The sequence below is a fragment of the Haloplanus sp. HW8-1 genome (assembly GCF_023703795.1).
Taxonomy (GTDB): domain Archaea; phylum Halobacteriota; class Halobacteria; order Halobacteriales; family Haloferacaceae; genus Haloplanus; species Haloplanus pelagicus.
This window is the reverse complement of the sequence record NZ_CP098518.1, coordinates 1,548,179-1,572,902: the sequence shown is the minus strand read 5'-3', so window position 1 is coordinate 1,572,902 and position 24,724 is coordinate 1,548,179. Positions and strand designations below refer to the sequence as shown.

25 protein-coding genes are annotated in these 24,724 nt (G+C 69.0%); 8 read left to right on the top strand and 17 right to left on the bottom strand.

Annotated features, from left to right (window positions below; all coding sequences use genetic code 11):
• Window positions 1–30 precede the first annotated feature (30 nt).
• From NBT82_RS08285 to NBT82_RS08265, 5 genes are all read left to right on the top strand, one after another.
• Window positions 31–1,536, top strand: a complete 1,506-nt coding sequence (locus NBT82_RS08285; protein ID WP_251331069.1) for a uracil-xanthine permease family protein — start codon at window positions 31–33, stop codon at window positions 1,534–1,536.
• Window positions 1,537–1,670: 134 nt separating this feature from the next.
• A complete protein-coding gene (locus tag NBT82_RS08280; RefSeq protein ID WP_251331068.1) occupies window positions 1,671–4,151 on the top strand; it encodes a DUF5059 domain-containing protein in 2,481 nt (826 codons plus the stop codon).
• A 164-nt stretch (window positions 4,152–4,315) separates the two neighbouring features.
• Entirely contained in the window at window positions 4,316–4,804 is a 489-nt protein-coding gene (locus tag NBT82_RS08275; protein ID WP_251331067.1) for a metal-dependent hydrolase, read from the top strand.
• A 31-nt stretch (window positions 4,805–4,835) separates the two neighbouring features.
• Complete coding sequence (locus tag NBT82_RS08270; RefSeq protein WP_251331066.1) at window positions 4,836–5,417, top strand: peroxidase-related enzyme; 582 nt, start codon at window positions 4,836–4,838, stop codon at window positions 5,415–5,417.
• A 146-nt stretch (window positions 5,418–5,563) separates the two neighbouring features.
• Complete coding sequence (locus NBT82_RS08265) at window positions 5,564–5,758, top strand: cold-shock protein (protein ID WP_251331065.1); 195 nt, start codon at window positions 5,564–5,566, stop codon at window positions 5,756–5,758.
• Window positions 5,759–5,828: 70 nt separating this feature from the next.
• On the opposite strand, the gene NBT82_RS08260 is transcribed toward NBT82_RS08265, so the two are convergent.
• From NBT82_RS08260 to thrC, 3 genes are all read right to left on the bottom strand, one after another.
• Window positions 5,829–7,322, bottom strand: coding sequence for a cryptochrome/photolyase family protein (locus NBT82_RS08260; protein WP_251331064.1), 1,494 nt, complete (start codon window positions 7,320–7,322; stop codon window positions 5,829–5,831).
• Window positions 7,323–7,387: 65 nt separating this feature from the next.
• Entirely contained in the window at window positions 7,388–8,635 is a 1,248-nt protein-coding gene (locus tag NBT82_RS08255; RefSeq protein ID WP_345780687.1) for a Zn-dependent hydrolase, read from the bottom strand.
• A 160-nt stretch (window positions 8,636–8,795) separates the two neighbouring features.
• The gene (thrC, locus tag NBT82_RS08250; protein ID WP_345780684.1) at window positions 8,796–10,022 is read right to left on the bottom strand and encodes a threonine synthase; all 1,227 of its coding nucleotides are present in this window, start codon (window positions 10,020–10,022) and stop codon (window positions 8,796–8,798) included.
• Window positions 10,023–10,204: 182 nt separating this feature from the next.
• Between thrC and NBT82_RS08245 the strand changes: the two genes are divergently transcribed.
• The gene (locus NBT82_RS08245; RefSeq protein ID WP_251331061.1) at window positions 10,205–11,179 is read left to right on the top strand and encodes an aldo/keto reductase; all 975 of its coding nucleotides are present in this window, start codon (window positions 10,205–10,207) and stop codon (window positions 11,177–11,179) included.
• Here NBT82_RS08245 and NBT82_RS08240 read toward each other — a convergent pair.
• Genes NBT82_RS08240 through NBT82_RS08225 form a run of 4 tightly spaced genes read right to left on the bottom strand, consistent with a single transcriptional unit; the run spans window position 11,176 to window position 13,804 of the window.
• Window positions 11,176–11,850, bottom strand: coding sequence for an SCO family protein (locus NBT82_RS08240; RefSeq protein ID WP_251331060.1), 675 nt, complete (start codon window positions 11,848–11,850; stop codon window positions 11,176–11,178). The two genes, NBT82_RS08245 and NBT82_RS08240, sit on opposite strands and share 4 nt — an antisense overlap.
• A 46-nt stretch (window positions 11,851–11,896) precedes the next feature.
• Window positions 11,897–12,559: a cytochrome c biogenesis protein CcdA gene (locus tag NBT82_RS08235; protein ID WP_251331059.1), complete on the bottom strand. Its 663-nt coding sequence runs from the start codon at window positions 12,557–12,559 to the stop codon at window positions 11,897–11,899.
• Window positions 12,559–13,110 (bottom strand): TlpA family protein disulfide reductase, encoded by a 552-nt coding sequence (locus NBT82_RS08230; RefSeq protein ID WP_251331058.1) that lies wholly within the window; start codon window positions 13,108–13,110, stop codon window positions 12,559–12,561. Before NBT82_RS08230 ends, NBT82_RS08235 begins: the two co-directional genes overlap by 1 nt.
• Before the next feature lie 52 nt (window positions 13,111–13,162).
• Window positions 13,163–13,804, bottom strand: coding sequence for a thioredoxin domain-containing protein (locus NBT82_RS08225; RefSeq protein ID WP_251331057.1), 642 nt, complete (start codon window positions 13,802–13,804; stop codon window positions 13,163–13,165).
• Window positions 13,805–13,913: 109 nt separating this feature from the next.
• On the opposite strand from NBT82_RS08225, the gene NBT82_RS08220 reads away from it, so the two are divergent.
• Both NBT82_RS08220 and NBT82_RS08215 read left to right on the top strand, forming a co-directional pair.
• On the top strand, window positions 13,914–14,108 hold the full coding sequence (locus tag NBT82_RS08220; RefSeq protein ID WP_251331056.1) for a DUF1918 domain-containing protein: 195 nt from the start codon (window positions 13,914–13,916) through the stop codon (window positions 14,106–14,108).
• An 18-nt stretch (window positions 14,109–14,126) separates the two neighbouring features.
• Complete coding sequence (locus tag NBT82_RS08215; protein ID WP_251331055.1) at window positions 14,127–14,558, top strand: RNA-binding protein; 432 nt, start codon at window positions 14,127–14,129, stop codon at window positions 14,556–14,558.
• Here the strand turns inward: NBT82_RS08215 and NBT82_RS08210 are convergent.
• From NBT82_RS08210 to NBT82_RS08165, 10 genes are read right to left on the bottom strand one after another with little or no spacing between them, the layout of a single operon-like run.
• The gene (locus NBT82_RS08210) at window positions 14,555–14,881 is read right to left on the bottom strand and encodes a thioredoxin family protein (RefSeq protein WP_251331054.1); all 327 of its coding nucleotides are present in this window, start codon (window positions 14,879–14,881) and stop codon (window positions 14,555–14,557) included. The genes NBT82_RS08215 and NBT82_RS08210 overlap by 4 nt on opposite strands.
• Window positions 14,882–14,918: 37 nt before the next feature.
• A complete protein-coding gene (locus NBT82_RS08205; RefSeq protein ID WP_251331053.1) occupies window positions 14,919–15,470 on the bottom strand; it encodes a thioredoxin family protein in 552 nt (183 codons plus the stop codon).
• A 53-nt stretch (window positions 15,471–15,523) separates the two neighbouring features.
• The gene (locus NBT82_RS08200) at window positions 15,524–15,949 is read right to left on the bottom strand and encodes an EamA family transporter (RefSeq protein WP_251331052.1); all 426 of its coding nucleotides are present in this window, start codon (window positions 15,947–15,949) and stop codon (window positions 15,524–15,526) included.
• A 45-nt stretch (window positions 15,950–15,994) separates the two neighbouring features.
• Window positions 15,995–17,020: a PfkB family carbohydrate kinase gene (locus NBT82_RS08195; RefSeq protein WP_251331051.1), complete on the bottom strand. Its 1,026-nt coding sequence runs from the start codon at window positions 17,018–17,020 to the stop codon at window positions 15,995–15,997.
• Between the two features lie 56 nt (window positions 17,021–17,076).
• On the bottom strand, window positions 17,077–17,943 hold the full coding sequence (locus tag NBT82_RS08190) for a DUF58 domain-containing protein (RefSeq protein ID WP_251331050.1): 867 nt from the start codon (window positions 17,941–17,943) through the stop codon (window positions 17,077–17,079).
• A 1-nt stretch (window position 17,944) separates the two neighbouring features.
• Window positions 17,945–18,895 carry an AAA family ATPase gene (locus tag NBT82_RS08185; protein ID WP_251331049.1) on the bottom strand — a complete coding sequence of 317 codons (951 nt, stop codon included), beginning with the start codon at window positions 18,893–18,895 and terminating at the stop codon, window positions 17,945–17,947.
• A complete protein-coding gene (locus NBT82_RS08180; protein WP_251331048.1) occupies window positions 18,892–19,827 on the bottom strand; it encodes a DUF7502 family protein in 936 nt (311 codons plus the stop codon). The genes NBT82_RS08185 and NBT82_RS08180 overlap by 4 nt, the downstream gene beginning before the upstream one ends.
• 5 nt (window positions 19,828–19,832) lie before the next feature.
• A complete protein-coding gene (locus NBT82_RS08175) occupies window positions 19,833–20,486 on the bottom strand; it encodes a chromosome partitioning protein (RefSeq protein WP_251331047.1) in 654 nt (217 codons plus the stop codon).
• Window positions 20,483–22,855 carry a VWA domain-containing protein gene (locus tag NBT82_RS08170; RefSeq protein WP_251331046.1) on the bottom strand — a complete coding sequence of 791 codons (2,373 nt, stop codon included), beginning with the start codon at window positions 22,853–22,855 and terminating at the stop codon, window positions 20,483–20,485. Before NBT82_RS08170 ends, NBT82_RS08175 begins: the two co-directional genes overlap by 4 nt.
• Window positions 22,855–24,654 carry a BatA domain-containing protein gene (locus NBT82_RS08165; protein WP_251331045.1) on the bottom strand — a complete coding sequence of 600 codons (1,800 nt, stop codon included), beginning with the start codon at window positions 24,652–24,654 and terminating at the stop codon, window positions 22,855–22,857. The genes NBT82_RS08170 and NBT82_RS08165 overlap by 1 nt, the downstream gene beginning before the upstream one ends.
• Window positions 24,655–24,724 lie beyond the last annotated feature (70 nt).

The window sequence follows — 24,724 nt, the reverse complement described above, 5'->3', positions numbered from 1 at the left end:
GCGCAGTATGGCACTCGGTGAGACAGTAGTATGAGCGGCTCGGACGGCCGCTCCGGGTTCGTGGAGTACGGGATCGAGGACAGGCCACCGATCGTCACGTCGATCCTGCTGGGCGTCCAGCACTACCTGACGATGGTGGGGGCCAACGTGGCGGTGCCGCTGATCCTCGCGGGGGCACTGGGAATGCCGGACGCGGTGGTCCCGCGGTTCGTCGGGACCTTCTTCGTCGTCTCGGGGGTCGCGACGCTCGCACAGACCACCTTCGGCAACCGCTACCCGATCGTGCAGGGTGCACCCTTCTCGATGCTCGCGCCGGCGCTCGCGGTGATCGGCGTCGTCCAGGCGAGCGATCCAACGGGGCCGGCGTGGGAGGCCGCACTCCTCCAGTTGCAGGGTGCCATCGTGGTCGCCGCAGTCGTCGAGCTGGCGGTTGGCTACCTGGGCTTGCTCGGGCGCTTGCGGTCGTACATCTCCCCGGTCATCATCGCCCCGACGATCGCGTTGATCGGTCTCGCCCTCTTTAACACGCCGCAGGTGACGAGTGCGACGGGAAACTGGTGGCTGCTGGGGCTCACCCTCGGGTTGATCGTCCTCTTCTCGCAGTATCTCGGTGACCGATCCCGGGCGTTTCAGCTCTTTCCGGTCCTCCTCGGCGTCGTCGTCGCGTGGGTGGTCGCCGCCGTTCTGTCGGTCACGGGCGTCTACACCCAGGGTACCTCGGGGTTCGTCGACCTCGCCTCGGTGGCGTCGGCACCGGCACTGATGCCCATCGCCCCGCTCCAGTGGGGGATGCCGCGGATCGAGACGGCGTTCGTGATCGGCATGCTCGCGGGCGTCGCGGCCTCGATGCTGGAGTCGTTCGGCGACTACCACGCCGTCGCGCGCCTCTCGGGGATCGGCGCGCCGAGCGAGGAGCGGATCAACCACGGCATCGGTATGGAGGGGCTGATGAACGTCTTCGCGGGGCTGATGGGCACCGGCGGCTCCACCTCCTACTCCGAGAACATCGGTGCCATCGGCCTGACCGGCGTCGCCTCGCGCTACGTCGTCCAGATCGGGGCTGCGGTGATGCTAGTGGTCGGGTTCGTCGGCTACTTCGGCCAACTCATCGCCACCATCCCCGACCCCATCGTCGGCGGCCTCTACGTCGCCATGTTCGGACAGATCGTCGCGGTCGGCCTCTCGAACCTGGAGTACGTCGATCTGGACTCCTCGCGGAACGTCTTCGTCGTCGGCATCGCGCTGTTTGCCGGCCTCGCGGTGCCGGCGTACATGGGCAACGTCGGGAGCGCCGCGGCCTTCCGGGAGGGCATGCGGAGCGTCAGCGTCCTCGGGCCGGCCCTCGGCGCCCGCGCTGTCGCCGACACGATCTACGTCATCGGCTCGACGGGCATGGCCGTCGGCGGCCTCGTCGCGTTCGTCCTCGACAACACCATCGAGGGAACCCGAGAGGAACGCGGCCTCGTCGAGTGGGAACAGGCCACCGAGGACGAGACGGCCTTCGCGTCGGCGTTCGATCGGTTCCTGCGCGACTAGTCCGGCGTGGCGGCCGGCCCCCTCGACCGATCGACCCACTTTTGAGGAGCGATGCGATAGTCCTCGACGACCGATGTTTTTGGCTGACCTAAAAACCGGAGCGTTTTTGTATTTTTAGGCCAGCCTAAAATCTGATGCGACACACCAGACGACGACTACTCAAGACCACCGGCGTCGCACTCGGCGGCGTCGGGCTCGCCGGCTGTGGCGGACGGAGCGGTTCCGACGGGAGCGATCCCACCGCGACGGACACCGTGGGCCCGACCGCGGCTGACACTGCGGACCCGACCGCGACCGAGACGCCCACGGCGGAGGCGTCGGCCGCGACCGCTCTCGCCGCCGAGTGGAACGTGATGCGAGCACGACTCCACGACGCGACGGCGCTCGGGCGCGCCGGCCACCAAGCCGCGGCGGCGACGCTCGTCGGCGACGTGTTCGCCCGTTTCGAGAACGCCGGCGGCGAGTGGGGTGCCCACGAGGGGCTGGAATCGACCAGCGAGTCGGCCTACGAGTCCTTCGAGGAACATCTCGGCGCGGCCCGTACGGGCTTCGAGGAGGGCACACCCGAGGACGCCGTCGAGGCGGCCGCGGAGGCGGAGACGAATCTGCTCGCGGCCCAGCGTGGGCGGACCTCTGGCGACGTCGCCGAGGTGTTCACGCTCTACGTCTACGGCTCCCGCGCGCGAAACGTCGACGCGCTGGCGATGGCCGGCGCGACCGACGCGGCGGCGACGGTCGGACGGGCGGTTCTCGCCGACTTCGAGGAAGCCGCGGTCCACGACACCATCGAGTCGGCCGGCGAGGCGTATTACCAGGCCTTCGAGGGCGGACTCGAAGACGCCGTCGCCGCCGCACAGTCCGGCGACGCCGGGGCGGTCCACGAGGCCGCGCTGTCGGCGTCACAGGGCGTCGTCGACGCCGCGTACGAACTCACGACCGACCCCATCGCAGGGATCGGCCACCTCTCCTTGATGGGGGCGGTCGGCTTCGACGCCGAGATGGCCACCGGCACGGGCGGTCACGGCCTCGGCGTCGCCCACGCCGCCGGCCTCAACGGCTACCGGGTCCGCGTCCGCGACGCAGCGTGGCTCTACGATGCCGGCTACCCCGACGCCGCGAAGGCCGCCGCCCAGTCCATCTTCCAGCACTTCGAGGGTGCCCGCGCCCACGAGGCCCTAGAGGCGGCCAGCGAGTCCGCCTACGAGACGTTCGAACACGAGGGGCTAGAAGCCCTCGTCTCGGCCATCGAGGACGGCGACGACGCCGGCGTCGACGAGGCCGTCACGACCGTCCACGACGGCCTGACGACGGGCATCACGGCGCTGGCCGGTGACGCCGCGCCGGTCCTCGAGTCCGGATTCTTCCGCGCCCGCCTGGGCGACGCCCACGAGCGCTACCTCCGAGGCGAGGGGGAGGTCGCCGCGACGGTGGCGGAGAGCCTTTTCGCCCGCTTCGAGGCGAACGAGGCCGGCTTCCACGAGGCGCTGGAGGCGGAGGGCGAGAACCTCTATCACACCTTCGAGGAGGAACACCTCGCGGCCCTGCCCGACGCCTTCCGTGCGGGCGACGACGACGCGGTGGCGACTCACGTCGCCGGCGCGACGGACGCCCTCGTGGCGTTCGAGGCCGGTGCCGGATCGACGCCGGTCGCGAGCGCCGCCGCCGCGACGTATATGACCGGCCGGGCCGGTGACGCCGGCACCCTCGCGACGGTCGGCGCGACGGACCGCGCCGAGGCGGTCGCCAGCGACGCCTTCGCCTACTTCGAGGGCGGTGCCAACGGCTTCCACGAAGCGGTCGAGGCGGCCAGCGAGGAGCGCTATCACTCCTTCGAGGAGGCTCTCGGGGCCGTCCAGGGCGCGACGACCGGCGACGCCGACGCCTACGACGCCGCGACGACGTTCGCCGACGAGGCGACCGCCGCCGTCTACGCCGTCGTCGAAAACGGTGGCTCCGGCGGCGACGTGAACGCCGCACCGCTCGTCGCGGACGTGTTCGCGGCCTTCGAGAGCGCGCGCGTCCACGAGGCCCTAGAGGAGGGCGACCGGGGGGCCTACGAGACGTTCGAGAAGGCGCTCTCGGACTACACCACCGCGCTCGAAGCGGACGGCGACGTCGACGCCGCGGGCGAACGGTTCGCGCAAGCGATCCGGACGGCCTTCTTCGCCGTCGCGGGCACGCCGGACGCGGCGCCCGAGATGTCCGTCGGCGACGAGGGCGGCGGCGGTGGTGGCGAACCCGAGATGTCCGGCGGCCCCAACGTCGTCTCCGGCGTCCCCGACGACGCCGACCACGTCGTCGATATGAACGCCGTCGCGTACGATCCGGCCGAACTCACCGTCTCCGTCGGCGACACGGTGGCCTGGAGCCACGCCGGGGGCGAACCCCACAGCGTCACCGCCTCCGGCAGCGGGATTCCGGAGGGGGCGACCTACTGGGCCTCCGGCGGCTTCGACTCCGAGGAGGCCGCCCGTACCGGGTGGGAGAACGGTGAGGGTGCCGTCGCCGCCGGCCAGTCTTACGTCCACACCTTCGAGACGGCGGGCGAACACGCCTACGTCTGCATCCCGCACGAGGCGGCGGGAATGGAGGGAACGGTCGTCGTCGAGGAGTGAGTCGACGCGCGGTGTGCCCTGACCGCGCCGGCGATCCACGTCCCTGCTACCGTGGGCACGGTACCGGACACCCTCCCTTTCGTCGATGCGCTCACCCACTGCCAGCGACGGCACCGTCACCGTCGGCCGAAAGGTTCTGGTCGGTCCCCGCCCCACCGTCGGCCGTGTACCGCCGTGGCCACTGGGGTGTCACCCTGCTCGTGTTCGCGCCGGTCGGCTTCGGCCTCGTCCTCGTCGGCCGACCGGCACTTGCCGTTGCCGGCGGCGTCGCGATGCTCTGGCTCTCGATGCTCCCCGACTACGACCACCGAATTCCCGGCCTCTCCCATCGCGGCCCGACCCACACTCTCGCGTTCGCCGCCCTCGTCGGCGTCGCCGGCGCCGGGGCCGGCGTCGGTCTCGCGACGGTCTTTCAGGGCGGCCACGAAACGCTCGTCCCCTTCGGCTTCGCGATCGGTGCGCTCGCGGTGATCGCCCACCTCCTCGCCGACGCACTGACGCCCGCGGGGGTCCCGTTCCTGTGGCCCCTCTCCGGCCGTGATTTCTCCGTGTATCTCACCCGCGCGGACAACACCGTCGCCAACTACGTCCTCCTCGCGGTCGGCGTCTGTATCACCGCAGTCGCGGCCCTCCTCGCGACGCGGGTGGGGTGAGTTTTTGCCGTCCCGGGACCGAGGAGAGTGTATGAACGACGACGCGATGACCCGGTTCCCGGTCCCGGATCGCGAGACCCTGCCCGACGACCTGCGAGAGCGCATCGACGCCGAGACGGAGCGGGCGGGATTCACCCCCAACGTCTTCGCGGCCATGGCCTACGCCCCCGACCAGTTTCGCGCCTTCGTCGACTACCACGACGCCCTCGTCGACGGAACGAGCCTCGACCGCGAGGAGGTGGAGATGATCGTGGTCGCCGTCTCCGGCGTCAACCACTGTTATTACTGCAACGTCGCCCACGGGGCGCTCGTCCGACTCTACGCCGACGATCCGACGCTGGCCGACCAACTCGTCGCCAACTACCGGACGGCTGACGTCAGCGACGAGCGACTGGTCATGCTCGACGTGGCCGTAACACTCACCGAGCGACCGGCCGAGGTAACTGACGCCGATCTCGACGCTCTGCGCGAGGCGGGGTTCTCCGAGCGCGAGATCTGGGATGTCGGCGCCGTAACCGCCTTCTTCAACCTCAGCAACCGACTGGCGAGTTTCGCAGACATGCGCCCGAACGACGAGTTCCATACGCTCGGCCGCGACGGTGCCGGCGACTGACCCCGCTCGGCATCCCGGACGTGCGTCGACCCGACTTCGGTTCCAAACTGCATATCGTGTATTCTATCCAAAATTATCGACCGAGCTATGTCTTTTCGAGGAGTGCCACAATCCTTATATTTCTCCTTTTCGTGTTTCGCAACGCAATGGCGACAGGTACGGTTGCGTTCTTTAACGACACCGGCGGTTACGGGTTCATCGAGTCCGAAGATTCCGACGAAGACGTGTTCTTCCACATGGAAGACATCGGCGGCCCGGACCTCGAAGAGGGACAGGAAGTCGAATTCGACATCGAGCAGGCCGACAAGGGCCCGCGGGCGACCAACCTCCAGCGACTGTAAGTCCGGGTCATCCCGACCGCTCGAACCGGCGCTGGATCAGACCTTCCTTTTTCACGCCGCCCAGCGGCGGCTACAGTCGTCCGTCGCGTGCCCGACGCCGAACGGTCGCCACCCGGTCCCGGATGGCCGCCCACTCGGCGTCGGACTTGCGGTCCACGTGTGAGTACATCAGGCCCATGCGACCGGTCCCTCGGAGACGCTCCTCGTTCCTGTCGAGGAAATCCCAGTACAGCGCGTTGAACGGACAGGCGTTCTCGCCGGTCGTCGCGTCCACGTCGTACGCACAGTCGGCACAGTGGTCGCTCATCCGGTCGACGTAACTCCCCGAGGAGGCGTACGGCTTCGAGGTGAACGCGTCGGTCGCGAAAGTCCCCATCCCGAGGACGTTCGGCGCCGTCACCCAGTGGAAGGCGTCGACGAACCCGAAGTGGAACCACTCGGTCAGTTCGTGCGGGTCGGCACCGAAGACGAGCGCGAAGTTCGACAGCACCATCAGTCGCTCGATGTGGTGGGCGTACCCCCGTTCGTAGACGTGCGAGACCGCGGCGTCGAGACAGCGCATCTCCGTCTCGCCATCGTAGTAGAGCGGCGGCAGATCCCGAGACCGATCCAGCAGGTCCGTCTCGACGAGGTCGGGCATCGTCCGCCGGTAGGCGTGTCGCATGAACTCCCGCCATCCGAGCACCTGCCGGACGAACCCCTCGACGCTCTCGATCGGCGCCGCGTCGCGCTCCCAGGCGTCGACGGCCGCGTCGATCACCTCCTGCGGACCGAGGAGTCCGAGGTTCAGCGACGACGACAGCAGCGAGTGGGCGAGCGCGTGTTCGTCGCCCACCATCGCGTCCTGGTAGGGGCCGAACGCGGGCAGGCGATGGGTGATGAAATGATCGAGGGCCTCCAGCGCGTCGGCGCGCGTCACCGGCCACGCGAACCCCTCGATCTCCCCCCAGGTGTCGAACCGGTCGTCCACCCAGTCGAGCGTCTCGCGGGTCAGGGCGTCGGGCGGGTACGCGGGGACCGGCGGTGGCGACCACCCCTCCGGTGGCGTCTTCCGGTTCGACTCGTCGTAGTTCCACTCGCCGCCCACCGGGTCGTCGCCGTCCATCAACACGTCCGCTCGCCGACGCATCCAGCGGTAGAACGGTTCGTGTCGGAGTCCCTCTCCCTCACCGGCCCACTCGTCGAAGGCGGCGGGCGAACAGAGGAACCGATCGTCGTCGACGATCGAGAGGCTCCCACCGCGTTCGGTCACGAGTTCGCGGAGCCGATCGGCGGCGCCGTGACTCGGCGGACGCATGACCCGGAGGTCGTCGCCGGAGTGGGCCGCGAAGTGGGAATCGAGACCGTCGCCGAACGTTTCGGCCCGCCGGTACTCGACGGTATAGCCCGCCTCCCGCAGGGCGTCGCGGGCGTGACGCATGGCCGCGAACACCAGACCGAGTTTCTGGGGATGATACGGTCGTCGATCGGCGAACGCCGTCGCTTCGATCAGCAGGACGCGCTCCGCGTCGTCGAGGACGTGGCTCTCGGGGTGGAGTTGGTCGCCGAGGAGCCAGACGGTCATCGCCACCCTCCCGAATGCATGCCCACCCGTTGGGACCTGGCCGACAAAACGGTGTGGCCCGACGGTCACTCCCGAGCCTTCGAGAGCGTCGCGTGCAGGAGGACGTCGACGCCGCCGACCACGTCCGTCCATTCGGTGTACTCCGCCTCGGTGTGGCTCACGCCGCCCTCGCTCGGGACGAAGATCATGCCAGTCGGACAGATCTCGTTGAGGTAGTTGGCGTCGTGACCGGCCCCGCTCACCATGCGCACGTGGTCGACGCCGACTGTCTCGGCGGCGGCCTCGATGGTCGCCACACAGTCGTCGTCGAAGGTGCTCGCGTCGACGCGCATAATCTCCTCGACCGCCCAGTCGGCGCCCTCGCGCTCCCCCGCCCACTCGATCTCGCGCTCGATCCGGTCGACTGCCTCGTCGACCGCCGCGTTGTCGTACGACCGGACATCCAGCGTGAACTCGACCGTCTCGGGGATGACGTTGATCGCGTTCGGCGACACGTCGACCGACCCGACGGTTCCGACGAGGTCGTCGCCCCCCGTCGCGGTGAGACGGCGCGTCGCGAGGATCACCTCTGCCGTCGCCACGAGCGCATCGGTGCGGCGGTCCATCGGCGTTGGACCCGCATGATCGGCCGCACCCGTGAACCGCGCGTTCAGCCACGAGAATCCGTAGACTCCCTCGACGACGCCCACGCTCAGATCACGTTCGGCGAGGTACGGCCCCTGCTCGACGTGGAGTTCGAGATAACAGTGGAGGTCGTCGGCCACGCACGGTCCGTCGCCGCGGTAGCCGATGCGGTCGAGTTCGTCCCCGAACCGCCGTCCGGACTTGTCCGTCCGGTCGTGGGCGTAGTCGAGGTCGAACCGCCCGGTGTAGACGCCGCTGCCGAGCATGTCGGGCTGGAAACGGACGCCCTCCTCGTTGCTCCAGGCGACGACCTCGATCGGCCGTCGCGTCTCGATGCCCTCGTCGTCGAGCGTCTCGACGACCTCCAGGGCGCCGAGGACGCCGACGACGCCGTCGAATCGGCCGCCGTTGTACTGACTGTCGACGTGCGAGCCGAGAAGGACCGGTGCGGCGTCCTCGCTCCCCGCGCGCCGCCCGAAGACGTTTCCCATCTCGTCGATCCGCACGTCGAGGCCCGCCTCGCGGAGCCACTCCACGAGCCGATCCCGTGCCCTCGCGTTCGCGTCCGAGAGCGCGGGCCGGTTCACCCCGCCCCGATCGGTCGCGCCGATCTCGTTGAACGCGTCGAACCGCCGTCGGAGTCGGTCGCCGTCGACGGCTAGCCCGTCGCGTGTCCCGTCGGTCGCCATGATCGTGCCTACGGGGGCGCCACAGTTCAGTTCGTACCCTTCCATGGGCGGCCTGCGGTTGGTCGGCCGTGTCCTGGTCGGCCGAGCGGTGGACGACGCAAACCGGTCACCACGTCGGGATCGGACCGGCGACGGTTCCGGGACGCCCCGACGGCCGCCGTCAGGCGTACCGCTCCGTCACGTCCTCGAGGTCCGGTGCGATGTGCTCGATCCCACCGGTGGCCGCCATCGCGCTTTCGGTGTCCTTGAGTCCGTTGCCGGTGACGACGAGACAGACCCGTTCGTCTTCCTCGACGATGCCAGCCGCGAGGGCTTTTCGAACGCCGGCGACGGGGGCTGCACCCGCGGGTTCGGCGTAGATGCCCTCCGTCGAGCCGAGGGTCCGCTCCGCCCGGAGGATCTCGTCGTCGGAGACGACGACAGAGGTGCCGCCGCTCTCCGAGAGCGCCGTGCACGCCTTGACCGTGTTGCGGGGACGCCCCACCGCGATGCTGTCGGCGACGGTGTCGGCCACGTCGGCCACGTCGTCGTGGTCGTGGAACGCGTCGTGGATGGCGCTCGCCCCCGCCGACTGCACGCCGAGCATCTTCGGCGTGTCGTCGACGAAGCCGAGTTCGTGGCTCTCGCGCAGCCCCTTCCACGCGCCGTAGATCGTACAGCCGTCGCCCATCGAGACGACGACCCAGTCGGGCGGATCCGTCCGCGTCTGTTCGGCGAGTTCCAAACCCACGGTGCGCTTGCCCTCGACCTGGAACGGGTTGACGGCCGCGTTGCGGTTGTACCAGCCGAACGTCTCCGTGACCGCCATGCTGAGATCGTACGCCTCGTCGTAGGTGCCGTCGACGGCAAGCACGTCCGCGCCGTAGACGAGCGGCTGAGCGAGTTTCCCCTCGGGGGCGTCCCCGGGAACGAAGAGCCGACAGTCGAGGCCGGCCCGGGCCGCGTAGCCGGCGAGCGACGCCGCGGCGTTGCCCGTCGAGGCACAGGTGACGACGTCGCGGCCGTGTTCGCGGGCCTTGGTCGTCGAGACGCTGCTGGCCCGGTCTTTCAACACGCCCGTCGGACAGTGACCGTCGTCCTTGACGACCGTCTCGACGCCGAGTTCGGCGCTCAGCCGCGGCGTCTCGATCAGTTCCGTTCCGCCTTCGTGTAGCGTGACCGGCTCCGTCTCGTCGCGGACCGGCAGGAACGCCCGATACTTCCACTGGCTCGGAACGACGCCGTCGAACGCGGCGTCGAACCGGTCGTGGACGCGGTCGTAGTCGTACTCCACCTCCAGAATGCCAGTCACCCCCTCGTGGTTCGAGCAGGTGTAGACGACCGACTCGGGATCGTAGCGGTCGCCACAGAGCGTACACCGCAGCGACGTGACGTGATCCATACCCATGGCATAACGTCGAACGTGCGGGTTGAAAATCTCGTTCCCTCCCATGGACGGTGTCGTGCGGCGCACCTGATCGACGACGTTCTCACCGGTTTCGAGGCGGCCGACGAGTTCTGGCGGGATCTCGATCCCCAGACGATCGGAGTCAGCCTAGATTTTTGCCGACCGGTGACGAGGGCGTGGGTATGGAGTACACTACCCTCGGTGATACCGGGATCGAGGTGTCGCGCATCTGCCTCGGCTGCATGAGCTTCGGCTCGGACGACTGGCGGGACTGGGTGCTCGGCGAGGAGGCGGGCATCGAACTCGTCGACCGCGCAATCGAACTCGGGATCAACTTCTTCGACACCGCCAACAAATACTCCGACGGCGAGTCGGAACGCATCCTCGGGAAAGCCTTGGAGGGGCGCCGCGAGGAGCAGGTCGTCGCCACCAAGTGTTTCTTCCCGATGAACGAGGACGACCCCAACTCAGGTGGCCTGTCGCGGAAGGCCATCGAACAGGAACTGTCGAACTCGCTGGAGCGGCTGGGGATGGACACCATCGACCTCTATCAGATCCACCGGTGGGATTACGACACGCCCATCGAGACCACGCTCCGCGCCCTCGACGACGCGGTGCGTCGCGGGCAGGTGCGTCACTTCGGCGCGAGTTCCATGTGGGCCTACCAGTTCGCCGACGCCTTGCACACGAGTGATCGGCTGGGACTCGACCGCTTCGCCACCATGCAGAACCACTACAACCTCGTCTACCGCGAGGAGGAACGCGAGATGCTCCCGTTCTGTGAAAAGGAGGGGATCGGCGTCATGCCGTGGTCACCGATGGCCCGGGGGTATCTCACCCGACCGGACGAGGACGTCGAGGCGACTGCCCGGGGCGCGAGCGAGGAACGCCTGTACGAACACCCCTACCGCGAGGGCGGCGGACCGGAGATCAACGAACGCGTCCGGCAACTCGCCGAGGAGCGCGGCGTGAAGATGGCCCAGATCGCGCTCTCTTGGGTACTCCACAAGGACGCCGTGGACGCTCCCATCGTCGGCACCACCTCCGTCGAGCACCTGGAGGATGCGGTCGAGGCGCTGGAGATCGACCTCAGCGACAGCGACATCGAGTATCTGGAGGAGCCGTACGAACCGGTCCCCGCCTCCGGCCAGCTCTAGAGGAGGCCACCGCCGGTCCGCACCGTCTCCAGGTCCTCGATATACTGCCCCTCGCGGCCCTCCTGGCCGCGGTAGGCGCGCTCGACGTAGCCGTCGCCGTTCACCAGGAGGACGAGGCCGATGTGGGTGAACATGTACATATCCATGTCCTCGGGGTGTGTCCGCTGGAAGCGGAACCCGAACTCGTCTTCGAGCACCGCCTTCGCTCGGTCGCGACTCGACGGCCGCAGGAAGTGCCAGTTGTCGGCGTCGAGGGCGACGTTCATGTCGGTTCCGTACTCGCGGAGTCGGTCCGCGGTGTCCCGCTGTGGGTCGAACGTGATCGGATAGAAACCCACCTCGTCGGCGTAGTCCCCGTCGAGGCTGTGGATCTGCACCTCGCGGAGCGACGAGATGAGACGCGGACAGATGCTGTTGCAGTGTGAGTAAAAGAACGTCACGAGCGCCGGCTCGTCCACCTCGCGGAGCGAAATCGACGCCCCGGTGAGCGGGTCGGGCAGCGTCACGTCCGGGACGCGCTCGCCCCACGCCGGATAGGCGAGTGCCTCGCTCGTCACGCCGCCCCGCCGGTCGGGTTTCCCGAGCGTCGTGTTGGGGTCGCCGCCCAGACAGCCCGCGGTCGCACCGACTCCCGCCAGTCCGATCCCCCGAAGGTACGTTCGCCGATTCATACCGACTCGCGGGGCTACAGGGTCAAAGTCCGTGTGGTCCGTCCGTCTAGAGGACGCCGAGGTAGCGAAGGGAGGCGACGATCTGTGCGGCGCCGGCGAGTATCATGACGACGGCGGCGAGGCGGTTGACCGTCCCGATACGGTCGCTCCACGCCCGAGCGGCGTCGCTTCCGACGGCCGACAGCAGCGTCACACCCGTCAGCGGGAGCGCCGTTGCGGCGGCGTATCCGCCGAGGACGGCGGCCGCCCGTGGCGCCGGAAAGGTCAGGGACTGCGTGACGACGCCCAGCACCACGGGCACGACACAGCCGGCGGCCGCGAGCGCGTACCCGCCACCGAAGACGACCGAGCCGAGGACGGAGGTCCGGCGCTCGGGCAGTCGGAGGTGAAGCGCCGGCGCCCGGTCAAAGAAAAGGAGAGCGCCGAGAACGACGAGCACCACGCCGACGAGTGGTTCGAGTAGGGGGAGGTGCCGGGTCAGCCACCCGCCCACCGAGAACAGCAGGGCGCCGAGGACGGCGAGGACGACGACGGCGCCAGCCGACGCGGCGACGCCGCGAACGGCCGCCCTCGCGATGCCGGTGTCGTCGCTCCGGACGGCGTATCCGACGTAGCCGGGCAAGAGCGGGTACGCACAGGGGGCGAAGAAGGTGGCGAGGCCGGCGCCGACGGCGAAGGTGAGCGTGCCGAGAAAGCCGGCGTCGGTCATCACAGGACCGCCGCGATTTCGGCGTCCAGCGTCTCGACGGAGGCGACGCCACCGTGTGTCCAGACGACCGATCCCGTCGCGTCGGCCACGGCCAGATACGGGAGGCCGTTCGCTCCGAGGGCGGCCAGCAGGTCACCCTCGGGGTCGTGCCCGAGCGTCCAGGCTCCGTCGTTGTTGCGCCACCACGACCGAAGGTCTTCGCGGGTGAGGCCGCCGCCCAGCCGTTCGTTGGTGACCGACACGAACGCGACGCGGTCCGTGTAGCGGTCGTGGACCGTCCCCAGGGCGTCCATCTGCTCGATACAGGGGCCACACCAGGTCGCGAAACAGTCGATCACGGTCGGCGTCCCGGGGACGGGAACCCGCCGTGTGCCGGCGGTCGATCCCGGGGCGTCGAGGGTCGTCACCTCGACCGGGAGGCGGGTGGCGCCGTCACTCCCGACGAGGTCGGCGACCCCCGTCCCGACGAGGCCGGCACCCACGAGGCCGGCGCCCGCGACGCCGGCGAGGAGGTGTCGGCGACCGAGCGTCCGGCCGGTTTCGTCGGTCATCGGGTCGACGTTCGCCCCGGATGGATAAGTGTGACGTGGTGCGTGCGTCGAACTACCGCTCGGCGTCGATGGCCGCCGCGATGGCGTCGACGGTCGCCTCGACCGGCCGGCCGGCGACGAACACCGTCGGCGTGGCCTCGACCCCGCTCTCGATGCCCGACTCCCGGTCGGCCGACACCACGGGGCGGTAGGTCTCGTTGAGTGCGTCGGCCTGGATCGCACACCCCGGTGCTCCGGCGTCGTTCGCGAGGTCGGTTATCAACCGCGGCGAGTAGTCGCCCTGGTTGGCAAAGAGGTCGTGTGCGTACTCGAAAAACGTCGTGTCGTCGGTCTCGTCTTGCACCCCACGGGCGGCGCTGGCTGCCTGCCACGACCACCGCTCGTCGACCGGGATGGGGAAGTCGCGGTGTTCGAACCGGGCGGCGCCGGGTTCGACGTACTCCGACCGGATTTCGGGGAGGACATCTAGGCTGAAGGTGGCACAGTGCGGGCACGAGAAATCCTCGAACGCGACGACACTCACGTCTGCATCCGCCGGCCCGAGCGACGGCGCCGACAGGGACGAGACGGTCGGTTCCGTCTCGATGGTGCAGTCGTCGGTCCCGGCGCTCTCGCCGCCGAGACAGCCGGCGGTCGCTGCGAGGCCGGCCACCCCGACGGTCGCAGTGAGGTACTCGCGTCTGGTGTGTGGCATGCGTGGACGTGGTGGCTCACGCTCTTATCATCCCCGATTCGCGGACACGCGTGCCGGGCCGGGTCGGCGAATCAGCGCGCTTAAATGTGCGCCGGCGGAACGTCGTGTCATGAGCTTCGAGAAGGAGGATTCGGTCGTACTCCACGACAAACACAGCGAGTACGACGGAGACGTCGGGACGGTTACGCAGGTGATGGAGACGATGTTCGGCGACGCTACGTACACGGTCAGCTTCGAGGACGGACAGGAGACCGGCGTCCCGGAGGACGCTCTCGAACACGCCGACGCTGACGCGGACGAGTAACCCGGACGGCCGCCCCGAATGTCGAACGTCCCCTTTCACTACGTCGACCTGCGAACGTTCTGTTATGCCACCGAGGACGAGAAGCGCGTCGAACGCGCGCTCCGCACCTACCTCCCGGCGGACCACGAGATCGACCGGCAGATGACGGAGGGCCACCACGGCGACCGGATCGCCGTCCTCTCGGCCCGGCTGGAGAACGCCGACGACGTGCGGCACGTTCTCGGCCGACTGGTCGACCTGCCGGACTACGACGCCTTCCTCGCCGAACTCGACGACCGCGTCGCCGAGGACTGCTCGCTGTATCTCACGCTGGACAAACAGGCTGCCTTCCGGGGCGACGTGCGCCGGGGAGACGGGATCACGCTCCGGGGAAAAGTCGAGGCCTACCCCGCCGAACGCGAGTCGGCCGTCGAGAACGCCCGCGAGGCGTTCGAAGCGACCCGGGACTAGTCCAAGAAGTCGATCACTCGCTCCGCGCCGACGAATCCCTCGGCCAGCCGTCGGACCGGGCTGCCGTCCTCGAAGAGGACGAGCGCCGGGACGCTCTCGATTTGATACTCCTCGATCAGGACCGGGTCGTCCCGCGGATTCACCGTCACGACGGGTGTCTCCGTCTCTCGGGCGACGATACCGAGGACCGGCTCCATCGCGGCACAGGCGCTACAGCCCTCCGTGTGAAACGCCACGAGGAGGCGGTCGTTCCCGTCGACGGCGGCGGCGAGTTCGGTGGCCGAATCGACCCGGCGCGGGGTGATTGCTTCCGTGTCCGGCATACACCACGTACGCGACCCATCCACCTGAGTCGTTCGGCTACGGCCACTTGATCCCACAGCCTCGCGACGGGCCAGGGTCGAGGTCGACCGCCTCGCCCGCGAGGACGGCGTCGATCGCCTCGCGGGCGTAGTTCTCGGTGGCCTCTTGGTCGGGCCCCATGGCGTCGTCGAGGCGGCCGTGGTACGCCAGTCGGTACTCGCCGTCCTCGCGCCGGAAGAGGAACGGGTCGGGGGTACAGACCGCGCCGTAGGCGCGGGCCACGTCCGCCGACTCGTCGCGGAGGTAGGCGTCGTACGCGATCGTCCCGTCGGCGACGTGTTCTCGCATCTTCTCGACCGAGTCCTCGGGATACTCCTCGGCGTCGTTGGGGTTGATGCCGACGACCGTCACCGACTCGTCGGCCGCCAGGTCGTTCAACAGGTCGAACTTCGCCTGCGCGTACGGACAGTGGTTGCAGGTGAACACGACGAGCAGGGCGTCGGTCTCGAAGGAATCGAGGCTGTACGTCTCGCCGTCGACACCGGGGAGTTCGAAGTCGGGTGCTGGATCGCCGGATTCGAGCTCTGAGTCGGATTCTTGGAGTGCCATGAGGGATCGTAACGGCGCGTCGGTCAAATACTCCCCGCCGACGGCAACCGGCGTCACTCCACCGAGACGAGGTAGATGCCGAGGACCGCACACCCGATGCCCGCGACCTTGCGAAGGGTGATCGTCTCGTCGAGGAAGACGACGCCGATGGCGGAACTGATCACGAGGAAGGTGCCGAAGATGGGGACCACCGCGCTGACGGGGCCGAGTGCGAGCGCGCGGTAGTACGCGAGGATGCCCACGGCGAGAAAGATCCCCGCGAGGTAGAGATAAGGTGCCTTGGGGTGGCCGAGGTATGCCGACACCGACTGGCCCTGGTAGAGGACGACGGCGACGGTCGCCACCAGGAGGATGCCGTTGGTGATGAGCGCGGCGACGAAACTCGGGACCTTCGGTTCGCCCGTCGTCGCGAACCCGACCAGCGGTGCCACCGCCGAGTACGACAGCAGTGCCACGAGCGCCCACTGGAGATAACCCATATCCTCACGCCACGGGGCAACCAGTATATGGTTTCGGTTCACCCCTCACGTCGGCCGGTGGGTCGCCACGTGGTCCGCGAGCGTCGCCGGCGTGGCGGTCCCCGCTCCCGTGACGTAATGTGAGGCACAGGCGTTGCCCGCAGCCACGGCGAGGTCCCACTCCCACCCGTCCGCCAGCGATCGTGCGAGCGCGGCGCTGAACCGGTCGCCAGCCCCCGTCTCCGTCAGGGCTCGCGACACGTCGAGGGTCGGCACCGCCGTCCGGCCGGCTGGCGTCGCCGCGACGGCCGCCGCCGTCCCGTGGACGACGACGCCCGTCGCTCCCGCCGCCGAGCGGACGGCATCGAGCGTTCCCGCGGCGGTCGGATCCTCGCTCGCCCCGCCGTCGGTCGCCGCTGCGAGTCGCGACGCCTCGTCCTCGTTTACGCTCACCACTACCTCGTACGCGTCGCCGAGCGGTCGGAGGGCGTCGAGGAGGTTCCGTGCGCCGGCCGTCGTGAGGGGGCCGGGATCCACACAGAAGACTCCACCGTCCGGATCACGGGCAGCGATTTCGTGCATCGCGTCGCCGAGTCCCGGCGTCGACGCCCAGTTCGTACAGCAGAGCGCGTCGCGTTCGAGGAAATCCGCGACCGGTTCCGCGAGCACCGTCCGCAGGTCCGCGAAGGTCCACGCCGAGAGGTCGGCCGACTCCTCGACGAACATCACGTCGTCGGCGTCGAACAGGCAGACCCTGACGCGTGCAGGGGCGCCCATCGACGCCGTCTCGAAGCCGAAGTCGGCGTCGAAAGCCGGGTGGTCGAGGTGGCCGATGAGGGTCACGTCGTCGCCGAGGGCAGCCGCCTGTCGCGCCGCGTTGACCGCCTGCCCCCCCGCCTCGGTCCTCACGTGAGCCAACTGGAAGGAATCACGACCCGCAGTGATCGCCGTGGCGAACGCCTCGCGGGACGCCACCGTCGTCGCTCCGTCGCGGAGTCGGTAGTAGTCGTCGACACTCCCATCGGGGAAGGCCCCGACGGTCACCGGGTCGAGGCCGGCCCGCAGTCGGGCGAGGAGGTCCGCGTACGCCACCCTCGACGGTACGGCGTCCGGGCGCAAAACCCCGACGGACGTCACCGACGACGCGATCAGCCGATCCACACCGACGAGAACGCATCGAAGAAGTCCTCGTCGGTCGCCACGAGTTCGTGGGTGATCCCGAGGTCCTGTGTGCGGTCGCTCACGTCGTCGACGAACGCGTCGACACGGGACCGGTACCGCTCGGCGAGGCGACCGCCGAAGTAGGTCCGCCGGGTCAGGTCGGACTCCAGGTCCTCGAAGATGGTGTCGCCGCCGACACTCGGATCGAGTTCGTCCGGCGAGAGGGGCTGTACGAGGACGACCTCGTTGCGCGCGAGGGATGCGAGTCCCGTCTCTAGACCGTCGAGGTCGCCGATGCAGTCGGTGATGACGATCACCAGCGACCGTGACCGAATGGCGGCGGCGTACTCCTCCAGCGCCGTCCGGAAGTCGGCCGTGCCGTCAGGCGTCGTCTCGTTGAGGCGGTCGACAAGCGCCAGCACCTCCCCCCGGGTCGACTTCCCGGTGTCGATCCGCTCCGTTCGGTCCCTGAAGAGGGAAAACTGGAAGTCGTCGTGTTCCTCGGCGGTGAGGTAGGCGTACCCGAGGCCCAGTTTGGCGCCGAACTCGAACTTGTGTTCGTCGCCGTCGCCGTCGCCGAAGTCCATGGACGCGCTCGCGTCCAGGAGGATGTGCACCGTCAGGTTGCGCTCCTCCTCGAACTGCTTGATGAAGAACTCCTCGGTGCGGGCATAGAGGCGCCAGTCGATGAGACGGGTGTCGTCGCCGGGAGAGTAGCGGCGGTAGTCGCTGAAGGTCAGCCCCTCGCCGACGCTCGGCGACTCCTGTTCGCCCTGCTTGATCGCCGTCGACTGCTGGTTCAGCGACGCCTCGAAGCGGTCGAGTTCGTCCAGGAAGCCGGGATCGATGGGCATCTCAGACCTCGGACAGCAGTTGCTCGACCACGTCGTCGGTGGTCAACCCCTCGCGCTCGGCGCGGAAATCGAGGAGGATCCGGTGTCGGAGGACGGGCGGTGCCATCGCCTCGACGTCCTCCCAAGAGACGTGGTTGCGCCCGCGGAGGAACGCCCGGGCCTTCGCGGTGAGGATGAGTCCCATGCTCGCCCGGGGACTGGCGCCGAAATCGACTGTCTCGGCCTCGCGGGTCGCCCGCACCAGCCGGATCGCCCGATCGCGCACGTCGTCGGCGAGGGGTACCTCCCGGACGAGCGATTGGATCTCCCGGAGTTCTTCGAGCGTCAGCACCTTCTCGACCGGCGGGGCCGCCCCGCCCACGGTGTAAAGGTCGACGATGTCACGTTCCTCCTCGAAGGAGGGGTAATCGAGGACGAGCTTCAGGAGGAAGCGGTCGGTCTGGGCCTCGGGAAGTGGGTAGGTACCCTCCTGGTCGATCGGGTTCTGGGTCGCGAGCACGAAGAAGGGCCGGGGGAGTTGGTAGGTCTCCCCGGCCGCAGTCACCTGCTTTTCCTGCATCGCCTCCAGGAGCGCGGCCTGGGTCTTCGGCGTCGCCCGGTTGATCTCGTCGGCGAGGACGACGTTCGCGAAGATCGGACCCTTCTCGAAGACGAAGTCGCGTTCGCCGCCCGCCTCGCGGATGATCTCCGTCCCGGTGATGTCGGAGGGCATCAGATCGGGGGTGTTCTGCACCCGCGAGAAGTCGAGGTCGATCGCGTCCGCGACGGTCCGGACCATCGTGGTCTTTCCCAGCCCGGGGTTGCTCTCGAGGAGGGCGTTGCCGTCGGCGAGGATGCACACGAGGAGGTGTTCGAGGACCGCCCGCTGGCCCACGATGCGCTTGCCGACCTCCTGGCGGACGCGGCCGAGCCGTTCCTGTAGCGTGTCGATGTCGGTCGTTGGTTCGCTCATGTGTCTGAGTCGGAATCAGTCTGCTGTCGAATCCGGAGATTGTACTCGCGGATCAACTCCGCGTCTTCGAGGCGGTCCCGTTCGTCGAACCCCGCGCGCTGGCTCTCGACGGCGGTCGACGAACCGAGGCCGCTGTTCTCGTACGACGTCGCGTCTCCCGTGTCGGTCCCGTTGCCACTCCCCGATCCGCTGGTGTCGATGCCGGCCTCTAGCTCCTCGCTACCCGGAGGGACGTCCTCCGGTTCGCCGAGGATCGACGACCCGTCCTGCAGTCCCGTGTAGTCCTCCTGATTCCCGTTGGCCGGCTCCGCCGTCGGCGAGTTGCCGAGGCCCGTCAGCGAGAGGTCGACTACCGCGAGATGGATGGTCGCGACGCTGATCAGCGAGACGAGCAGTACGGTCACCGCGACCCGACGGATCGAGACGAGGCCGATGCTCGAGGCGTCCCCCAGTCCCGCGAGGACGTCCTCGTAGAGTCGGAGGACGATCCGCGACTGGCGGTCGTGTTCGACGGCGTCGCGGGCGGTCCGCAGCGACTCCGCGAGCGACGGGTTGGCGGCCGCGAACTGCTCGACCAGCGGTCGGCGGATCCGCCACGCCACCTCGACGACGAGGACGACGAGGCCGACCGCCGCGCCGACGACGGCGCCGCTCGACACCGTCGGCTCCGCGAGCGTCACGCCCGCTTCCCGGAGGGCGTCGAGGAGCGCCGCGGGGATCGGCACCCGATCCGGCAACCCGGGGACCGCCACGGTCGTCGCGACGAGGTTCGCGAGCAGGGTGGCCAGCGCGGCGTCGACGACGGCGTAGACGACGGCGACCTTCAGCCCCTCCCGACGGATCTGTTTCAGGGCGCGACGGAGCTTGCGCTCGGTTGGCGGGGGTGCGGCCTTCGCTTGCGGGTCGGCGTCGGAGGGTGTCGAATCGCTCATCGGACTCAGTTACACTCCGGTGGCGGATCGTCGAACTCGGAACATACGGCGGCGAGGTCGCTCCGGAGCCGGTCGTTCTCCCGCTGGAGTTGATCGATCCGGTCGTTCCGGCGTTCGAGCTGGTCCTCGAGGCTCGTCACGTCGCTTTCCAACTGGCTCACCTCGTCGTTCAGGTCGTCCACCTCGTCTTGCAGGTCGTCCCGTTCCGCCCGGAGGTCCTCGTTCGTGGATTCGAGGGTGCCGACCCGCGATCGGAGCTGGTCGTTCCGCGATTCGAGCGTGTTCACCTCGCCCTGTAGCTCTTCGACTTCCTGCTGGGCGGCCCGCAGGTCCTGTCGGGTCGAGGTGAGTTCCTCTTCGGTCGACTCCAGTTGGCTCTCGGTCTCTTCGAGGTTCTCCGAGACCTGTCCAACGTCGCTCCTGGTCGTCTGCAGGCTCTCGTTGAGTTCCTGCAGGCGCTGTTCGGCGCGCTGAAGTTCGCTTTCGGTCGTTCGGAGGTCCTCGCGCAGGCGTTCGTTCTGCTGGCGCAGTTGGCTGTTCTGGGCGTCGAGTTCCTCGACGGACTCCTGGTAGAACAGCGTCGCGCCGGCGGTGCCGGCGACGGCCAGACAGATGAGGAGGGCGAGCGCGAGGTTGATGGATCGGCCGATGAGGCTCATGGCAGTCCACTCTCGGTTCTGGTACGACCGTTGTACACTTGAAGCCGCCGGACGACCACCTCGGTCAGGTACAGCAGGAGGGCGGCGGTCAACAGCGCCCAGTCCCAGGTCCGGCGCACGTCCCGGACGCGGGTCGACTGCTGGCGGGCGAACGCGGCGATTTCGGCGGCGTCGCCGCGGTCGAACTGCTGGCCGCCGGTCGCCCGGACCGCCTCGGTCAGCGCCGGCGACGTGCCGAAGCCCGCGTACTCGGCGGGGTAGTTCGCGGCGTACGTCGCGCCGGCGACCGTGTCGAAGCCGACCGCCGTGGGCGTCACCTGTGCCCGATACACGCCCTCGTCGACGGCGCTGAACGCGAGGTCGGTCCCGCTCGGTGGCGCCTCGCCCCGGTAGATCACCGTCGTCGGCTCGCCGACCCGCGTGTCCGCGATGTCGGTCACGCCCGACGCCTTCCGCTCGGGGTCGCCGATGGCGTAGTTGACCGACTTGGTGACGAGCAGGGAGTCCGGCCGGGTGAGCAGGCCGTCCAGTCCGCCGTTCGGACCGTAGGTCGTGATGGTGGCGACCCGGCCGAGCCCGTATCGCCACGAGGCGACCGCCGGCGTGCCGTCCGGGCCGGCGACGAGGAAGTCCGCCCCCGGCCGCATCGACACGTCGTTGCGGTTCCCGGGGTTCGACTCCAGGGTCACCCCGCTCGTGATGAAGTGGCCCGAATCGACGACGGTGAGTCCCTCGCCCTGGAACTGGCGGGTTCCGCCGCCGAAGAGCAGGCGCAGGCGGTCGGTTTCGTCGGCCCGGAAGTAGTTGCCCCCGGACTCCTCGGCGATCCGCCTGAGGACGCCCTCGTTGACGTTCCGTCCGGCGCCGACGGCGATGACGCGGATGCCCTGACCGCTGAGGGTGCCGGCCACGACCGCCGACCGACTCGCGGTGTCGCCGCCGTCGCTGACGAGGATGACCGTCCCGCGCTCGCCGCCGAGCATCTCCTCGGCGCCTCGGAGACCGTTGGCGATGTTCGTCGCCCCGCCCGCCTGTAGACGCCTGATCCGGTCTTCTACCGTGCCGCGGTTCTCGCTCAGCGGCGCAGGCTGGGCGATGCTGTACGCCTGGTGGTTGAACCCGACGACGCCGACGACGTTGTCGTCGTCGAGTTGTGAGAGCGCGTCGAGCGCGATGGCCTTCTGGATGCGCATCCCGCTGCCCGCGCTCCCGGAGACGTCGATCAGCATGACGATGCGGGCGCTGCCGGGCGCCGACGGCCCGAAGGTGACCGGGAGCATCGACCCCACCGAGGAGTTGGCGTAGCCGCCGTTCTCGAAGCTCTGGGGCCCGCCGGTCATCAGCAGGCCGCCGCCGTCGATGACGAACCGCTGGAGTTCGTCGACGTTCCCCAGGTCACCGGCGGCGACGTTCTGGACCACCACCGCGTAGTACGGGTCCAAGCTCTCGGGGACCGACTCCGCCGTCTCCACGTCGTACAGTTGGTCGAGATACCCCTGCAGGGAGTAGTTCCCTCGCGAGACGTAGAGGACACGTGGCTGCTCGACGACCCGGACGGTTTTCCGGGCCACGTCGTTGATCGCGAAGACGTCCTGGCCGTCGATTTCGGCGGTGATCCGGTGACTCCCCGTCTCCTCGAACGTGTGGGTGACGGGAACGCTCCCGGTCCCCTCGTCGATCCGTTCGGTGGCGACCGGCTGGCCGTCGACCGCGATGCGGACGGTGACCGGGGAGTCCGCCTGCACGCCCGCGACCTGCACCAGAAACCGGCTCTCGACGCCGACGCTCGCCTTGCTCGGTCCCGCGACGCTGACGTATCGCTCGGTGCGGGTCGGCTCCGTGGCGACGGTGCTGATCGTCGCGTTGAGCGACCGAGCCAACTCCGCCGTCTCGGTGATGCTCGTCCCGCCGGTCACCTGTCCGTCGGAGACGACGACCACCGAGGCGTTCTCGCGGAGGTTGGCGGCGATGCCGTCCCCGACGCGGGAGTCGGTCCCCTGAGCGATGGTCGAGACCGTCGCCGGGACGCCCGCCGCCTCGATGTCGGCCGCGAGGTCATCGGCGACGTCGGGGGAGACGGTCGTACTGTTCGAGCGGTCGACCAGCAACGACACCGAGGGGTCACCCCGCGTCTCCATCGTGACGACGGTGAAGGGACCGGCGGCCGCGACGACGATCAGGGTCGCGACGACGAGCCGCGAGGCGAGCAGGAGACGCCGACTCCGCGCCGAAGCGGTGCCCGACGCCCGATAGCGGATCAACAGGGCGAAGGCGACGACGGCAAGCGGGAGCGCGACGAGGACCAGCGGTCGTTCGAGGCCGACGACGGTCCCGTCGGACAGCGCCGTCCGGACGGCGAGGAGCCACATCAGAGATCACCCCGCCGGCGGAGGTAGGCGACCTCACCCACGGCGACGAGCAGCGCCGCCAGCCCGACCAGCCACGTCAGCGGGCGCGGGACCTGGCGTTCCTCCTCGCGGGTCGTGACGCCGGGTTCGTCCGACCGCTCGGCGAGGGGGACGGCGTCGACGTCGGATTCGGATTCGCTGTACAGCGAGACGCCGATCCGGCGCTCGCCGACGGCGTAGAATCCGACCGTATCAAGTGAGACCCTCCGTGCCGAGACGGGGCCGTCCGGTGTCTCGACCCGCGTCTCGTTACCGAACTGGAGTCGCTTCCCGGACTCGCGGTTGAGCGTCTGGAGCGACTCCCGACCGGCCAGGTAGAACACGGCCCGCTTCCAGAAGACGGGGTACTGGTAGTTGAACCGGAAGGGATCGTCGGCCCCCACGTAACCGTAGTAGAGCACGCGCCCCGCCCCCCGCGTCCCCGTCGCCACGAGCGGCGTCCCGTCGGCCGTCTCGACCAGCGCCGTGCCCTCCCGGACCGACCCCCTGAGATACGTGCTCGGCGGCGGGAAGTCGATGCCCCGGGTGAGTTCGGCCGTCGCCACCCGCCCGATCGACGGGTTCCTGGCGGTCCCGTTCGGGGTGACCAGGAGGAGGTCACCGTAGATGTCCGGCGGGTCCGACTGGGCCAGGACGCCGACACCGCCGCCCGCCTCGATCACGTCCCGTCCCGCCTCGACGTTCCCCCGGAGGAGCCGTTCCGACTCCAGGTCGCTGTAGAGGATCACGTCGTAGCCGTCCTCGACGGTCGTCGGCGGGTTATCGACCGTCAACGACACCTCGTCGACGACCGACAGCGCGGTCGTGAGATACCGGTTCCGGTCGTTCGTCAGGAGGAGGACGTCGACGGTCGGATCGGCGGGGGCCGATACGTAGGCCACGTCGTCGGTGGGGAAGCCGTCGCCGGGGGTCAGCCGTGCCCGTCCCCCGCCGGCCGGGACGGGAAGGCTCACCCGTTCGACGCCGCCCGGGCCGAGCCGGACCGACCGACTGCCGTCGCCGAGCGACACCGTCCGAGTGACCGACTCGTCGCCGAAGTTCTTGACCGCGAGGGTGACGTTGTGGCCGGTGAACGACCGACCGATGATGCCGACGTTGGCGTCGCCACCGCCGGCGAACTGCCGGAGGTCGACCTGCAGGTCGCGGGCGCGGGCCGATCGGACGGCGCCGGTCCAGCCGTCCTCGTCGGCGAAGTCGCTGAACACGACGATCCGGGCGTTCTCGCCCGCGATGGAGGCCGCCTGCGAGATGGCGGCGCCCAGATCGGCCGACGCGTCGGTCACCGCGAGGCCGTCGAGTGCGGTCTGCACTTCGGTGTCGCCGCCGGATCGGAGGACGATCCGACTCTCGGCGCCCGCGAAGACGACGGCGTTGGTTCCGGTGGTCTCCTCGCGGGCGGCGGCGACGGCGGCGGCAAAGCGGGTTCCGCCGTCGGTTTCGACGCCCATGCTCGCGCTGCCGTCGAGGACGACCACCGTCTCCTCGACGGTCTGGCTCTCGGAGACGGAGACGTACGGCCCGGCGAGTGACACCGCGAGCCCGATGAGAACGAGCAACTGGAGCAACAGGAGGAGGTTGCGCTTGAGGCGTTCGAGCAGCGGGTTGGTCGCGTCGCGCTGATCGTCGTCGAACAGGAACTCGACGGTCGGCAGTTCGACGCGGCGGGGGTCGGGCTGGACGAGATAGAGGAGGACGACGGGGATTACCGTCAGGAGGGCGACCAGCCCCAGCGGCGTGAGGAACACGTCGGAGAGGGCCATGGCGCTACTGTGTCGCCGCCGCCTATCGGTCTTTCGCCGAGGCCCGGTCGGGACGGATACTGACACGTAA